This window comes from Nitrococcus mobilis Nb-231, assembly GCF_000153205.1.
Taxonomy (GTDB): domain Bacteria; phylum Pseudomonadota; class Gammaproteobacteria; order Nitrococcales; family Nitrococcaceae; genus Nitrococcus; species Nitrococcus mobilis.
In genome coordinates, this window is the sequence record NZ_CH672427.1 from 643,857 (window position 1) to 658,890 (window position 15,034).

At 59.9% G+C, this 15,034-nt stretch carries 14 protein-coding genes and 2 pseudogenes; 8 read left to right on the plus strand and 8 right to left on the minus strand.

What is annotated here, in order from left to right; genetic code table 11:
• The coding region (locus NB231_RS02990; RefSeq protein ID WP_004999652.1) for a LysR family transcriptional regulator at positions 1-279 on the plus strand (279 nt) is incomplete at its 5' end.
• A gap of 36 nt (positions 280-315) precedes the next feature.
• Here the strand turns inward: NB231_RS02990 and NB231_RS02995 are convergent.
• From NB231_RS02995 to NB231_RS03010, 5 genes are all read right to left on the minus strand, one after another.
• Positions 316-1,098, minus strand: a complete 783-nt coding sequence (locus tag NB231_RS02995; RefSeq protein WP_004999654.1) for a DNRLRE domain-containing protein — start codon at positions 1,096-1,098, stop codon at positions 316-318.
• 208 nt (positions 1,099-1,306) lie between these two features.
• Positions 1,307-1,525, minus strand: a complete 219-nt coding sequence (locus NB231_RS17375; protein WP_332247687.1) for a type II toxin-antitoxin system HicA family toxin — start codon at positions 1,523-1,525, stop codon at positions 1,307-1,309.
• Between the two features lie 114 nt (positions 1,526-1,639).
• Entirely contained in the window at positions 1,640-2,842 is a 1,203-nt protein-coding gene (gene hmpA / locus NB231_RS03000) for an NO-inducible flavohemoprotein (protein ID WP_004999656.1), read from the minus strand.
• A 44-nt stretch (positions 2,843-2,886) separates the two neighbouring features.
• On the minus strand, positions 2,887-3,609 hold the full coding sequence (locus NB231_RS03005) for a transposase (RefSeq protein ID WP_004999658.1): 723 nt from the start codon (positions 3,607-3,609) through the stop codon (positions 2,887-2,889).
• Positions 3,610-3,685: 76 nt separating this feature from the next.
• Positions 3,686-4,390 carry a ZIP family metal transporter gene (locus NB231_RS03010; RefSeq protein WP_408634397.1) on the minus strand — a complete coding sequence of 235 codons (705 nt, stop codon included), beginning with the start codon at positions 4,388-4,390 and terminating at the stop codon, positions 3,686-3,688.
• A gap of 288 nt (positions 4,391-4,678) precedes the next feature.
• Here NB231_RS03010 and NB231_RS03015 point away from each other — a divergent pair, with 288 nt between their 5' ends.
• From NB231_RS03015 to NB231_RS03040, 6 genes and pseudogenes are all read left to right on the plus strand, one after another.
• Positions 4,679-5,497 (plus strand): ion transporter, encoded by an 819-nt coding sequence (locus NB231_RS03015; RefSeq protein ID WP_004999661.1) that lies wholly within the window; start codon positions 4,679-4,681, stop codon positions 5,495-5,497.
• A 202-nt stretch (positions 5,498-5,699) separates the two neighbouring features.
• Positions 5,700-5,942 carry an addiction module protein gene (locus tag NB231_RS03020; protein WP_004999662.1) on the plus strand — a complete coding sequence of 81 codons (243 nt, stop codon included), beginning with the start codon at positions 5,700-5,702 and terminating at the stop codon, positions 5,940-5,942.
• A complete protein-coding gene (locus NB231_RS03025) occupies positions 5,939-6,253 on the plus strand; it encodes a type II toxin-antitoxin system RelE/ParE family toxin (protein ID WP_004999664.1) in 315 nt (104 codons plus the stop codon). Before NB231_RS03020 ends, NB231_RS03025 begins: the two co-directional genes overlap by 4 nt.
• A gap of 120 nt (positions 6,254-6,373) precedes the next feature.
• Positions 6,374-7,192, plus strand: coding sequence for a hypothetical protein (locus tag NB231_RS03030; RefSeq protein ID WP_004999665.1), 819 nt, complete (start codon positions 6,374-6,376; stop codon positions 7,190-7,192).
• 868 nt (positions 7,193-8,060) lie between these two features.
• Positions 8,061-8,252: pseudogene (locus NB231_RS17385) on the plus strand (IS4 family transposase); the annotation flags it as partial.
• Positions 8,253-8,832: 580 nt separating this feature from the next.
• Entirely contained in the window at positions 8,833-9,786 is a 954-nt protein-coding gene (locus NB231_RS03040) for an IS5-like element ISNmo4 family transposase (RefSeq protein ID WP_004999668.1), read from the plus strand.
• Positions 9,787-9,929: 143 nt separating this feature from the next.
• Here NB231_RS03040 and NB231_RS03045 read toward each other — a convergent pair whose 3' ends face one another.
• Positions 9,930-10,574 carry a hypothetical protein gene (locus NB231_RS03045; protein WP_004999669.1) on the minus strand — a complete coding sequence of 215 codons (645 nt, stop codon included), beginning with the start codon at positions 10,572-10,574 and terminating at the stop codon, positions 9,930-9,932.
• 164 nt (positions 10,575-10,738) lie between these two features.
• On the opposite strand from NB231_RS03045, the gene NB231_RS03050 reads away from it, so the two are divergent.
• Positions 10,739-10,945: a phage integrase N-terminal SAM-like domain-containing protein gene (locus tag NB231_RS03050; RefSeq protein ID WP_004999670.1), complete on the plus strand. Its 207-nt coding sequence runs from the start codon at positions 10,739-10,741 to the stop codon at positions 10,943-10,945.
• A gap of 21 nt (positions 10,946-10,966) precedes the next feature.
• Here NB231_RS03050 and NB231_RS03055 read toward each other — a convergent pair.
• Together NB231_RS03055 and NB231_RS03060 are read right to left on the minus strand one after the other, a co-directional pair.
• Positions 10,967-12,061, minus strand: a pseudogene (locus NB231_RS03055) (ribonucleotide-diphosphate reductase subunit beta); the annotation flags it as partial.
• Positions 12,062-12,152: 91 nt separating this feature from the next.
• The gene (locus NB231_RS03060; RefSeq protein ID WP_084766217.1) at positions 12,153-14,969 is read right to left on the minus strand and encodes a ribonucleoside-diphosphate reductase subunit alpha; all 2,817 of its coding nucleotides are present in this window, start codon (positions 14,967-14,969) and stop codon (positions 12,153-12,155) included.
• Positions 14,970-15,034 lie beyond the last annotated feature (65 nt).

The following is a 15,034-nucleotide window of genomic DNA, read 5'->3' on the forward strand; positions in this document are numbered from 1 at the left end:
GGTTGCAGTACGGCTACCGTGACGCGGCAAGTGCAGGATTTGGAGGCGCGGCTTGGTGTGCGACTCCTGGTCCGCATGACCCGCTGGGTTCGTCCGACAGATGCTGGCGCGACCTACCATCGGCACTGCCAGCGCATTCTCGAGGATTTGGCCGAGGCCGACGCCCAGGCCTCCCGCCAGGCGCTAGAGCCGTGCGGCGTGTTGCGGGTCAGCGCACCGCTGTCATTCGGTTGGCACCGTCTGGGGGCGGCCGTAGAGAGAAGGCGACCCCGACCCTAGCCTGCCCCCATTTTCTCTTCAGAATGACGCACTACACTAGCCCTGACGATGCGTGAAACGCCTCAGGCTTCCCCAGATTCCGAGAAATGCGCCGAGCGCGGAAACGATCGCAACAATAGTTTTCATAAATCGGGCCAGTTCAGTATCTTCCCGCTCATAGGTGACGCGCAAGGTCGGCACGCCTGTCCTACCGAAACCAGCACGCTCACGGGACCAGAATCGCACGAACCCCACCGATTCTTTGGAGCCAAACTGTTCTTCGGGAATGATCTCACGCTCACCGCCTGTCAGCTTCGGAATTCGAAAGGCTGAAACAACAAATGTTAACCGCGAACCGCCGCTTCGAACCGCCTTAGAGACGCTCTGAGCGACATCCCATTGGAATAGCTGCGGAAGCTCGGTGCCGTCGATCGCCACGACGTCTTCTGCTTGCTCCAGAGCGGGGCATGCACGGTTGCTCCAGGCCATCTTCGCTTCTATCCAGCTGGAGTCTGAACATCGCGCCACGCTCACAAGGAAGTGGCTATCCGCACGGGCAAGCCCGGTTGACTGCGCAAAGAGGCTTACGGTTGCTCGTGTGACGCGTGTCTTTTTGAAAAAGGAGGACTTGGGGATGTCGGCCAAGCCAAAGCGGATATAAGCGACTATCCGCCCCACTTTACGGCCACGGCCAACGCCAGCCTGAAGAAGGGCGATGCTAGCCGTATTGCCGTCGGGATTGCCCTCAAACACATACACGTCGGCCTGGGCGGGAATGATCTCTGTGGATACCGCCAGTGCAGTCGCCGGCATCATGACGACGGCGGCGGAAAGCAGCACCGCCAACGGAGTCGCCCGTGTGTGTCTACTCCCGATTTGAGCGCGACTTGATGGCATGACCCATTCCCTTACACACAAATCAGGATGCCTCCGTGGGCCTTCACCAAACCATCCGCTCTACATGTGGCATCTAATTAATTGGCCGGAGCATCCGGCGCATACGCGGAGTAGCTTGTCTCGTTCTTCTCAACCACGAGAAGGTATCTTACTACTTCAACCCCACCTGCTTTAGCACGCTATTGAGGGTCCCGGCGGCCAAGTCGTCTCCCGGCCTGCTGGATACAGCCACAAGTCCACGCTTTGTGGGATGCTTGAATTGGCAGTGGCTACCTCGGGCCGTACTTGAAACCACCCATCCGACTCGAGCGTTCGCACAATCTCTCACACCTGCATCCGTGAAGCATGCCTCAAGCGTTTCCTCTTGCATAACGGTGTCGGCGATGAGCGGTCCCGTGTCCGGCCTTGATTGATCCGCCCGATAGACCACTAGAAAACGGTGGTCTGCCTCCTATCGCGGGTCATTTGCATACCGGCTGACTCGTTAGTCGGCCAGGGATTTGGTGGGGCCAAACACCTCGTAGAAAATGACCTCGTCCGCCACATGTAGCATTTTCAGCTGGAGGTACACATCCTTCATCATTGCCAGCGGCCCGCACAGATAGAACTCAGCCTCGCCGATCGGCAACGCGGCTTCAATGGCATCCAGATCAATGCGGCCCTGGTAGTGATAACCTTCACCCAGGTGGTCATTTTCCTCGGGATGCTCGTAAAACACATGCGGCGACACCTTTTGCGCCGCCGCCAGTTCCTGCAGGCGCCTGGCAAAGCTGTGATGGCTGCCGCGAGAGGTGGCGTGCACAAAATGGATGTCACACTTTGAGTTCTGTTCCAGTAGGGTTTCCAGCATGGACTGCATCGGGGTAATGCCGACGCCGCCGCTGATAAGCACCAGCGGCTTGCCGCTGTTCTGGAGGTAAAAATCGCCAAAGGGGTTGCTCAATTGCACGCTGTCACCGACATCGAGCCGGTCATGCAAATAGTTGGAGACCACGCCGTCGGCAACCTCATCGCTTTCGCGTTTCACCGAAATGCGGTAGTGATTGCGGCTGTTGCTGTCCGACAGACTGTATTGGCGGATATGCCGCTGCTGGCTACCCTCGGGGGTGAGGTAGACGGCAATGTATTGACCGGGCTCAAAAGCTGCCAAGGCTTCCCCGTCTGCCGGTTGCAGGTAGAATGAGGTGACCAGCTCGCTTTCCGTTTCTTTCTTAACGATGTTGAAGGTCCGGGTATCGCGCCAGCCGCCCGGCTGTGCCGCTTTTTGCTGGTAGATCTGCGCTTCGCGCTCAATGAACACACCGGCCAGCACACCATAGCCCTTGGCCCAAGCGTCGAGCACTTCCGCCGGCGGCTGCAGCGTCTGTTCAATGGCCTGCAGCAATGCAGCGCCTACCAGCGGGTACTGCTCTGCAATGACCCCCAGACTGGCGTGCTTCTGGGCGATGCGCTCGACTTCGCCGGCGATGGCCGGCAGGTTATCAACATGGGCCGCGAAAGCATACACAGCGCGCGCCAGCGCCTGCTGCTGGTTGCCGCTTCTCTGGTTGCTCATGTTGAACACATTGCTTAACTCAGGGTTTTGCTCAAACAGCAGCTGGTAAAAACGCCCGGTGATATCCTTGCCGTGGGTGGCCAACAGCGGCGCGGTACTTTTGATGACTTCGATTTCCTGAGCGGATATCATGGCTACCTCAAATTTTTTAGGGGACAGACCACAATTTTAGTCTGTCACCCTCCGTCAAATAAACCCGACGACTTTGACTCGCTCTGCTTCTGCGGCCGTCCGGATTTTCCCCGCGTCACCCGCCGCCCCAGCGCGGCCGTCACCTGTGCCTGGAACTGTGAACTGCCCAGGGCAAAATTGCCATTCGTTGCGGCGCGAATCTCGTCGACTGTCCCAGGATCAAGTTGGTAGCGGAAAAGCTCCCGATAGGCGGCTTGCCGAGCCTCGGCGTTATTACCCAAAGCGGTATAGAGCCGGTGAGGTGTCAACAGTGTCGAGAGCTCGCCCTGGGCGTTGGCACGGTAACTCGACCAGGGATATTCGCCCGGATGCCTGACCATGTTCGCGCGGACTGGATTGAGCTCGATGTAGCGATAGCAGCTCAGCACGTAGCCCTCTTCCTGCGTCAGGCAAGAACGAAAGCGACCCTCCCAGAGGGTGCCACTGCGACCCGTGGTTCGATTGACGTACTGGACGTAGCGCTGTCCCAACCGTTTCATCAGCTCGCTGGCTCCGCCCGAGGCTCGAGGTGTCAAAAGCAGATGGACATGATTGGTCATAAGTACGTAGGCATGGATGGCACAAGCGCTCGCCCGCGCGTATTCCTCCAGCCAGCCGAGGTAGGCACGGTAGTCCTCTTCGGCGAAGAAACACGCTTGGCGATTGTTACCGCGCTGAATCAGGTGCAACGGAACCCCGGCCAGGGTAACCCGTGGGCGTCTTGGCATGAGCCTTTCCTGCTTGATTGAATCGAGCGACAGATTACCAATTAAATAGGGGTCCGTCCCCTATTATTTTTATTCCCTAGCTGACCAGCGCATGTCCGAGCATTCCCACCATGAAGCCCGACACGGCGCCGAGTGGCGGCGCCCAGTGCTGCTCGAGGTACGCTTGGGGCGCGAGATCCTCAAAGGTGAAGTAGAGTATGCCGCCCGCTGCGAAAAGCATGACGGCGCCGAGCACATCGGGCGCCGAGCGCAGGTAAACCAGGCCGAGCCACGCTGCAGCAGGGCCGAGAGGCACAAGAGCGCAAAAGGCCACAAGCACGGTAGTGGCACGCATTTTCGTCGTTAGCCGAAGCTCGCGGTAAGCGTTGAAACCTTCCGGGTAGTTTTGCAGCGCGATAAGAATGGCCAACAGCAGACCAACCGCCGGCTCGGTCGCGAGCGTCGCACCCATGGCCATCGCTTCCGGTACAAAGTCGAGCAGCATGGCCATGAGCTGTGCGACGCTGCCGCCCCCTCTCTCGATCAGCCGATCGAGCATAAAGAACGCGCCCCCCCCGCTGCCAAAGGCTGCCAGAGCTTTCCACGTTGGCAGGTGGCGCATGCCCTCAGGCACGAGCACCAGGGCGACGGCTGCCAGCAGAGCCCCACCTCCGAAAGCGATGACGGAATGGCGAAATTCGGTCTCGAGCCACTCGGGCTGGATATGCTCGAGACGCGCCGTCATGCCGCCGAGCGGGATTGCCGCGCCGGCGAGGGAAGCGTATAGGACGGCCATTGTCATTTCGCTCAACACGACATCACCTGGCTCCATTCGCCCGGGGGCTCAATGGGCAACGCTCAAGGGCTGGGCATTCGGCGAAACACGGTCCTCGAGCCCTTCATCGCGACCTTAGAGATTGGGAGCGAGCCGTCGGATAGCGGCGAAACTCGTCCGTGCCCCGCCATAACCCCAAAACACCGGCCAAGGCATGCCGATGTATCAATTGATGCACCGCCGGCCATCTCCACCAGGACGGTTCTTCCGGTAAGCTAGCTACCGCGCCCGACAATCCCGATGCACAGATAAACAATGAGCGATACACCGTCCCACCACACATTACGCGAGCGGCTCTACGAAATCATCTTTGAGGCCGAGACGGCGGCTGGCAAAGCGTTCGACCTCGTCCTACTGCTGGCAATCGTACTCAGCATTGGCGCCGTGCTGCTGGACAGCGTACCGGAGATCAACGCCCGCTATGCCAGCTTGCTGAACACGGTCGAGTGGACCTTCACGCTGTTGTTCACCCTCGAGTACGCGCTGCGCCTCTACTCGGTACGCAACCCGATAGCCTATGCGGTCAGTTTTTATGGCGTTGTGGATTTCCTCGCGATACTTCCAACGTACCTGAGTTTGATTCTGACGGGCGGGCAATCACTGATTGTGATCCGGGCGCTGCGGCTGTTGCGGGCGTTCCGCATCCTGAAGTTGGTGCAGTTCGTAAGCGAGGCCGCGCATCTCAGGCGCGCGCTAATGGCCAGCAGCCGCAAGATCCTGGTCTTCCTAGGCGCAGTGCTGACGCTGGTACTCATCATCGGGGCCATGATGTATTTGATCGAAGGCGGCACGCACGGATTTGACAGCATCCCGCAGGCTGTCTACTGGGCAATCGTCACGCTGACGACGGTGGGCTATGGCGACGTGGTACCACACACCTCTGTCGGCAAGTTGCTCGCCTCCCTGGTGATGGTGCTGGGCTACGGAATCATCGCCGTACCGACCGGAATCGTTACGGTGGAGCTCGCCAATGCGAGCCGCATCTCCGTCAACACGCGTGCCTGCCCCAGTTGCGGCCGCGGCGGCCACGACCTAGATGGAAACTTCTGCAAATATTGCGGCGGGGAGCTTTAGGCGCGGGGTTAAACCATCAAAAACTATCATCGAATAATAGGGGACAGACCACTGTTTTCTCACTTCCAGGTACAAATTGCGGCCTGCGGCCGCGCGGGGACAAACAAAACAGTGGTCTGTCCCCTATTGCACTATTGCCCCACCTTGTTAGGTGCACCCTTCGGCTGTAAGCTAAAAAATGCCTTCTAGCGCCGGAGGATGCATGGATACAGACACTCTAGCCAAGCTGCGTTCCGAAGTACTCACCCTCTCGGAAGACGAACGCGCAGAACTCGCGTACGAGCTCGTGAAGAGCCTTGATGAGCCAGCCGATTCCGATGCGTCCTCGGAATGGGACAAGGAAATCCTGCAGCGTTTGCGCGCCATCGCTACCGGCACAGCGAAGCTCGTGGACCGTGACGAGTTACGGAGAAGGCTTGAGAAGCGGCTCAGATCTCCGCAGTGACTCGTGTCCGAATTCTTGAGCAAGCGGCGGAAGAGGCTATCGAAGCCGCGGCTTGGTACGAGTGCGAACGTCCAGGTCTGGGCGCCGAATTCGCACAGGCTATCGAAGCGGCGCTCGATCTGCTCGAAGAGGAAATTGTTCCTCTCACCAATTTGCCCGGCCAAGCTGGCCGGGAGGGAGCTAAACGGCTCGTTCTGAGTCGATTCCCCTATGACATCATCGTCCGGCAGCAGCCCGAGGAGCTAATTGTCATCGCCGTCGCTCACCATTCTCGACGCCCTGGTTACTGGCGAAAGCGTCTGCGCACCTAACGAGTGGACAATTCGGCCGGCAAGCTATCAGCAAGCCGTGGTCTGTCCCCTATTGTCCCCATACTATTGTCCCCATATCGCTACTCCGTTGGCCGTCACGCTGTGACCTATGGGTGATCTATGCCTGACAATGGATCCACGGTCGATTTAAGTCCTGAGGACGTAAGCCGGCTCTACGGAGCGTTGCGCTCCGAGCTCAATGCCCTGTCCGTGCAAGATATCCGAAACACGGCGGCAGCAGCGGGCATCGACGTCTCGCGCATTACTGCGAAAGCAGAAGCGCTATCCGGTCTTGGAAGCAGGGCGGAAGTTATGCCGGCGGTGGATCGCCTTTTCGGGGAGTTGACGGCGACCGCTAAGATCGCCGCATTGCGGGTGTTAGCCGAGCGTCTGGTCGCAAGCAATGCTGAGCTTGCGAGCAATGTTCAAGGAATTTTGGGACGGCACGGATATCAGTTCATATCTGGGAGCTTCGTCCCTGTCGGCTTGATCGATGCGCGAGAGCAGCATTTCCTTCCACCATCCGCGTCCTCTGAACTCGCACGCGCAATGGCACGATTGATGGCAGGTGATGACAGCGGGGCCATTACGGCCGCCTGCGGGGCGGTCGATCTCGCAACCGGCACGATCTACGAACAGCAAGGTCTAGGCAACCCTGGTCAGGTATCGTTCCAAGCCAAAGTAAACACCGTGCTGAAAAAACTCGTGATTTTTGAGGGAATGCATAGCGAGTACCTCGCAATAGGTATGTCGCCAGCGGATGCAGACGAACTCGTCGCGCATGTTCGGTCTGCGACCAACTACGCGGCACAATCGCTCCAGGTTCTTAGAAGAACAATGGGCGATGTGCACGGGTCGCGGCCGGCGCTTCGTCGAACTGCCTATGATGCAATCAAGTGGGCTTCCGCTATTTGCGGATTGCTGGATGGCCGCGAGTGAAGACGGCGGCCAACAAGTTCATGCAGCCGACGCTCGTACCTCGCGCGGCTGATAAACGGCGTTCGTCGGCGCTGCGCGCCGCCCATCAACCGTTCGAGCCGCACCGCGCTGCGCACGGCTACGCCCCTGTGACAGGTCCGTGTCGCTTCGCGACACTCCCCTGTCAAGGGGTGCCGCTCAACTGCGACCCGTTAGGTTTCATATGAAACTAAACGGATGGCAACGGATCGGTGTCGTGGCCACAGCTCTGTGGATAGTCGCAGTCATTACTGTTGCGAGCGTGGAACGTTGGGGCAACCCAGCGTCCGTCTTCTCGTCAGAGTATGTCTTTCGCTTTGTCGAGCACATCCCGACTGCCGAACAACCCCTACGGAAGCCCGATTCAAAAACGGGAGAGTTGCGTGGGCCGACGCAGGTTGAGGCAAGCCTTTCGCCGTTGCCAATCCTTCGCGCTGCCCTTGTCCCACCCTTGGCCGCTTGGTTTCTTGCGTATCTAGTGGTGTGGACAGTTCAATGGGTCAAAAAAGGACTCAAGACCAGCTAAAGAACGGCAATTGCGCCCGCAAACATGAAACCTAAGGTAAATAGGGGACGGCAGCGGCTTGGCAATGCCGCGTACTTTAGTGGGTGGGACCCCCACCTGGGTAACCGTTAGCCACGGGCCCGGTATTGAGCCTTGCTGCGCGCCTGGTAACAGGCGTGTAGATGCGTAGGTACAAGAGCAGGCGAGGTGCAAGGGTAACGGGTGAAGCCGACCTTGAAGGTGTAGAGCCCCGAAAAATTCAGTTGGAGAGTGCCGACGGGTTTGTCCCTCCGGCAGGCAACAACCCATGCCGCGTCAAGATTGTAATAGGGGACAGACCACTGTTTTATCCTCAACAAAAAGCCTATACCCAGGCAAGTGCCGTCTCTCAATACTGTGTTACGCCTGATTGCTCAGCGCGGGGGCTTTCTCGCCCGCAAGCACGATGGCGAACCGGGAGCCAAAACCATCTGGCTCGGCCTGCAGGAGATCGCCGTCTTCGTCGAGGGTGCCCGCTATGCCCGACAGCTCAACTAGGTATGACGATGTGTGTAATGGGATGGGTTAAAAGCCCCCCGGTTACCCAATTAGAAGGCTAGCGCCAGCTCCAGAGCCAGCAGAGCGCAGCAGCTCAACATTATCTGGTTGCAGTAGTTCAAGTACTGTACGTAAGGCATAGTCCTGACTGCCCCGCTTCCGCCGCTGCGGTATTGAACCTTCATTCCGTTGTTAACCAATTTCATCCCTCCATGATGCGAGGCATTTCGTATCGTACTGTCTAGGCAGTCGCAAATCGCAGAGAGCTCCTGCGTACTTTTGAAGGGAGCGCAACGATTGGCCTTATTCGTAGAAAGGTATTTCTTTAATGTCATTTGTTCGAACGTGTCGAAATCTCGGCCGCAACTTATGTTATTCAAACATGCAAGGACCACCACGGTAGTCGTAAGAGTCTCAAACGCATTGCCATAAAATAGCTTGGTTCTCGAAAACGCATATGATGACGCGACGTGGTTGTCCGGTATACCCAAGCCGCACTGCAAGTTCGTTAGGGAGACTCTGAACTATTCCCGGCCACGCCAGTATAATTGCGGCATTGCCACCGACCCAGGCGGAACCGATGAAACAAACCACCTTTGCTTCGATGAGTTTTGCGGCCAAGAAGCGGCGCACGCGCCGGGAGAAGTTTCTCGCCGAGATGGAGCAGGTGGTGCCTTGGGCAAAACTGGTGGCGCTCATTGAGCCGCACTACCCCAAGGCGGGCCGGCGTGGTCGCCCGCCGATGCCGCTTGAGTCGATGCTGCGTATTTATTTCATGCAGCAGTGGTACGCGCTCTCCGACCCGGCCATGGAGGATGCGCTCTATGAGATCGAGTCGATGCGCCGCTTCGCCGGGCTTGAGCTCATCGACGACGCGCTGCCCGACGAGACCACGATTTTGAAGTTTCGCCGCCTGCTGGAGCGCCACGGCCTGACTGCCCAGATGATGAACGTAATCCACGACGTGCTCGCCGAGCGCGGGGCGCTGCTCAAGGGCGGCACTATGGTCGATGCCACGATTGTGCACGCTCCGGCCTCGACGAAGAACAAGGCGCGCCGGCGCGACCCGCAGATGCACCAGACGCGGAAGGGCAATCAGTGGTATTTCGGCATGAAGATCCACGTGGGGGCCGATGTCAACAGCGGCCTTGCTCACACGGTTTCGGTGACTGCAGCCAACGCCTCGGACATCAGCCAATTGCCGCGCCTGCTGCGCGAGGACGACCGCGCGGTCTTTGGTGATAAGGGCTACGTCGATAACACCCTTAAGCGCGCGGCGCGCCGGGCGGGTGTCTACTGGGGCGTGTCCTTGAAGGCAAGCTCCAAGCACAAACTCACCGGTGCGAACAAGCGCACCAACCGCAAGCGCTCCTCGGTCCGTGCCCGGGTGGAGCACATTTTCCGGGTGATCAAGCGCCAATTCGGTTACACCAAGGTGCGCTACAAGGGGCTTGCCAAGAACGCCGCACAGGTGTTCACGCTGATCGGCCTGACGAACCTGTATCTGGTGAGGAGGCAACTGATGACGAGCTGACAGGCAAACTCCGCCTGCTTGCTCCGAAAAGGGGTTCAGCGGCGCCAAACGGCCCCGTAAATCAGCACTCGGCGGCGGGAAACCGAGCATTTTTACCCTTCCTCTCGTCAGAGACGAATGCGTTTGACTTCAGCTCGAATAGTTCAGACGTTCCTTAGAGTCTGTGACATATCATTGAAGCAAGAGAAGTATTCTTTGAACGTTTCGAAATAGCGCTCCAAATGCTCTTTCTGAAGGTTTTCTTTGTAGTAGTCACGAAAACGGCCTAATTGTTCGGGCTGTGTCTTTGCAAGGCGCTCGCATAACTCGGCTGCCTCCTGGAACAGATGATACTTATTCGGAAGAAGCATCCGGCTGCAAAAATCAAAAAGCACGTAATTCAATTGCGGCGTATCTTTGTACTCGCCGCCCCCATACTCAGACAGAAACCTTTCCGCGATATCCGTCCGATCTCTTAGCGTAAGAGACCATCCCTTTTTTACGGTTGACCAAATCTCCGGTATGCCTTTCTGCTGTAACGCCCACTCCCGGTACTCATTCACAGAGGAAAACGCAGGCAACTCTATTCCGGAATTCCTTTGAGCCTTTGAGAGTTCACGTGTGTGCTCAAGAGATGGGAAGGCGAGGTCACGGTGGATATCTTCTTCCGGGATTGGGAAATCAGGGCTCAAATTGACGACTGTTCCTTCGCCGCTGCCGGCCACACAGTTATACAGTTCGCTGATCTCTACGGAAGCTGTTGCGGGAAAGCAATGCATCCCAATAACCATTTCCTCTTGGCATTCCATACACCTAAATGTGTGCTCTTGGTATGGGTTATGCCCTACCTGAATCCTTACGGTGTGAGCATGGTGGCAAGTAGCGCATTCCAAAAAATGCCGCACAATCATCCTGCCCCCCTTTCTAAATGCTTAGCTGTTACACGTCGAACCCAAGGATTGGGAAAAGCGTCATGGCACAGGAGCCTCGCCTGCTCGATCAGGCCCGCGATCGCGTCCGCTTTCGCCACTACAGTATCCGCACCGAGCAAACCTATCTGGGATGGACTCGTCGTTTCATCCTCTTTTACAAAAAACGTCATCCGCGCGAGATGGGGACGCCGGAAGTCGAGAGATTTCTCTCGGCACTGGCGACTGAGTACAACGTGCGGCCTGAATAGAAATTAGGCCCTCAGCACCCCCTACTCCCAACTCAACGCCCCACCCGTGCGATATTCAGTGACCCGCGTCTCAAAAAAATTCTTCTCCTTTTTGAGATCCACCAGCTCGCTCATCCATGGCAGGGGGTTTTCGGCGCCCGGGAACGCCTCGGTGAGGCCGATCTGGGCAAGCCGCCGGTTGGTGATGAAGCGCAGGTATTCCTCGATCATAGCGGCGTTCAGGCCCAGCACGCCGCGCGGCAGGGTATCGCGGGCGTAGTCCACCTCCAGCGCCATGCTCTCGAGGATGGTGCGCTGGGCGGTGGCCTGAAACTCGGCGGTCCAGAGATGCGGGTTCTCCTGCTTGATCTGGTTGATGACGTCGATGCCGAAGTTAAGGTGTATGGACTCGTCGCGCAGGATGTACTGAAACTGCTCGGCGGTGCCGGTCATCTTATTGCGCCGGCCCATCGCTAGTACCTGGGCAAAGCCGGTGTAGAAGAAGATCCCCTCGAAGCACACGTAGAAGGCGATCAGGTCGCGCAGCAGCCGCTGGTCCGCCGCCGGCGTGCCGGTGCGGAAGTCCGGGTCGCCGAGGCTTTCGGTGAACGGCAGCGCCCATTCCGCCTTGCGCGCCACCGAGGGCACCTCTCGGTACATGTTGAACACCTCGCCCTCGTCCATGGCCAGCGATTCGATGACGTACTGGTAGGCGTGCGTGTGCAGCGCCTCCTCGAAGGCCTGCCGCAATAGGTATTGCCGGCACTCGGGGTTGGTGATGTGGCGGTAGACGGCGAGCACCAGATTGTTCGCCACCAGAGAATCCGCCGTGGAGAAAAACCCCAGGCTGCGCTTGACGATGGTGCGTTCGTCCTCGGTCAGCCCGTCGCGGCGCTTCCACAGCTCGATGTCCCGGCCCATGGGGATCTCCTGGGGCATCCAGTGGTTGGCGCTGCCCTGCAGGTACTTCTCCCACGCCCAGTGGTACTTGAACGGCACCAGCTGATTAAGGTCGGCGCGGCAGTTGATGATGCGCTTGTCGTCGACGCGGATCCGCGCGGCACCGCGCTCGGGCGCATCGAGGCCCGTGGGGCTGCTTGCAGCCGATACGGGTGTTTGGGCGGTTGCGGCGGCGGGCTCGTTCCAGTTCAGCATGATCGGTATTCTCCTTCCTTGATCTTAATGTGGTGCGTCACGACGGAGGCAAAAGCGAGTTTCGTACCCGCCCCTACTGGCAAGCCTCGCATTCCGGATCATCGACGGCGCAGGCCGGCGCCGCGGGTGCGGCGGCCACCCGGTTGAGGGCGCCGTCGGCGACGGTGGACTTCTCCACGTGCGTCGCCCCGAGCGAGCGCAGGTAATAGGTCGTCTTCAGTCCGCGGCGCCAGGCGTTGCGGTAGAGGGCATCGAGCTTCGGCCCCGAGGCCTCGGCCATGTAGAGGTTCAGCGACTGCGACTGATCGAGCCATTTCTGCCGACGGCTCGCGGCCTCCACCAGCCAGTTGGGGTCGATCTCGAAGGCCGTGGTATAGAGCGCCTTGATCGGCTCGGGTACCCGCTCGATGGCCTGCACGGAGCCGTCGAAGTATTTGAGATCGTTGACCAGCACCGCATCCCAGAGCCCGCGCGCCTTGAGCGCCTCGACCAGATGCGGATTCACCACGGTGAACTCGCCGGAGAGATTCGATTTCACGTAGAGGTTGCGGTAAGTGGGCTCGATGCTCGGCGAGACGCCGACGATGTTGGCGATGGTCGCGGTCGGCGCGATGGCCAAGCAGTTCGAGTTGCGCATGCCGGTGCGCCGGATGCGCTCGCGCAGGGCGTCCCAGTCGAGCGTGGTGGAGGTGTCCATGGTGAGCGGCTCGCCGCGCTGCTCGGCGAGCAGGCGAATCGAGTCGATGGGCAGGATGCCCCGGCTCCACAGCGACCCGGCGAAGCTCGCGTACGCGCCGCGCTCCTGCGCCAGCTCGCTGGAGGCCTGGATGGCGTAGTAGCTGATCGTCTCCATGGAACGATCGGCGAAATCCACCGCCTCCCGGGAGGCGTACGGCAGGCCGAGCCGATAGAGGGCGTCCTGAAAGCCCATCACCCCGAGTCCCACCGGCCGATGGCGCATGTTGGCGCGACGGGCCTGGGGGACGCTGTACCAGTTGATGTCGATGACGTTGTCGAGCATGCGCATGGCGGTGCGCACGGTGCGCTCCAACCGCGCGGCATCGATGCCCTCGGCGCCGACGTGGGCGGCGAGGTTCACCGAACCGAGATTGCACACGGCGATCTCATCGTCCGAGGTATTGAGCGTGATCTCGGTGCATAGGTTGGAGGAGTGCACCACGCCGGTGTGCTGCTGCGGCGAGCGGGCGTTGCAGGCGTCCTTGAAGGTGATCCAGGGATGGCCGGTCTCGAAGAGCATGCTGAGCATGCGCCGCCACAGTGCAACGGCGGAGACGCGCTTATAGTTGCGGAGCTCGCCGCGCTCGGCCTGCGCCTCGTATTCGCGGTAGTGGGCCTCGAATGCCGCACCGTAGAGATCGTGCAGATCGGGCGTCTCGTCCGGCGAGAACAAGGTCCAATCCGCCTCGTCGATCACCCGGCGCATGAACAAATCCGGCACCCAGTTGGCGGTGTTCATATCATGGGTGCGGCGGCGCTCGTCGCCGGTGTTCTTGCGTAATTCCAGGAACTCTTCGATGTCCAGGTGCCAAATCTCCAAGTAGGCACAGACCGCTCCTCGTCGCCTCCCCCCCTGATTGACCGCGACCGCCGTATCGTTGGCCACCTTGAGAAACGGCACCACACCCTGGGAGCGGCCGTTGGTGCCCTTGATGTGGGCACCGAGCGCGCGCACAGGGGTCCAGTCGTTGCCGAGCCCGCCGGCGAACTTGGAGAGCAGCGCATTGTCGCGGATGGCCGAGTAGATGCCGTCCAAATCGTCGGGGATTGTGCTGAGATAGCAGCTCGATAGCTGCGGGCGGCGCGTGCCGGCGTTGAACAGCGTGGGCGTGGAGCTCATGAAGTCGAACGAGGCGAGCAGCCGGTAGAATTCCGCGGCGCGCTCCTCGCGGTCGATCTCATTGAGCGCAAGGCCCATGGCCACCCGCATGAAAAACGCCTGCGGCAACTCGAAGTGCGTGCCGTCGTAGTGCAAAAAATAGCGATCATAGAGGGTCTGCAGGCCAAGGTAGCCGAACTGGCGATCGCGCGCCGGCTCGAGCACCCGTGCGAGCCGCTCCAGATCGAATTCGAGCAGCCTGGGGTCCAACAGTTCCAGTTCCACCCCACGGCGCACGTAGGCGATGAAGTAGTCCGGATAGCGCTTGGCCATCTCTTCGAAGGTGGCCCCCGCCTCGACTCCACCGAGAAAACTCAGCGCCTCGCGGCGCAGCGTATCCAGCAGCAAGCCCGCGGCGACGTAGCTGTAGCCCGGCTCGCGTTCGATCAGCGTGCGGGCGCACATCACCAAGGCCGTGCCGAGCTCCGCCTCGGGAATCCCGTCATAGAGATTCCGGTGGGTCTCCGCAACGATCGCCTCCGGCTCCACCCCGGCGATGCGCTGGCAGGACTCCTCGACGATGCGGCGCAGACGGGCCTCGTCAAGCGGTACTTGGCCGCCGTCCGCCCGAGTCACGCGCAGGCGCTCGGCCTGCGCCGCCACAGGCTCGGCCTGGTCTTGCCGGGCGCGGGCTCGCTCCTCGCGGTAGAGCACGTAGGCACGCGCCACGCGGTGCTCCCCGGCGCGCATCAGCGCCAACTCGACCTGATCCTGGATATCCTCGATGTGGACACGGCCGCCGGCGGGCTGGCGACGAGTCAGCGCCTCGACCACCTGGCCGACCAGGCGCTCTACCGTCTCGCGGATGCGTTGCGAACCCGAGGCGTTGGCGCCCTCGACGGCCAAATAGGCCTTGGTCATGGCGACCGTGATCTTGCCCGGGTCGAAGCCGGAGACCTGGCCGTCTCGGCGGATGACGTGAAGGTCTCTGGCGCGGGATTCAGGGTGTTCGAACGATTCAGCTGGCAGGGAAACGGCACTTTGAGCCGGCATGGTCACCTCCGGTATCAGATCCTTCGATCGGAGGAACCCGCGCGCAGTCACCGGGCAGGGCAGCC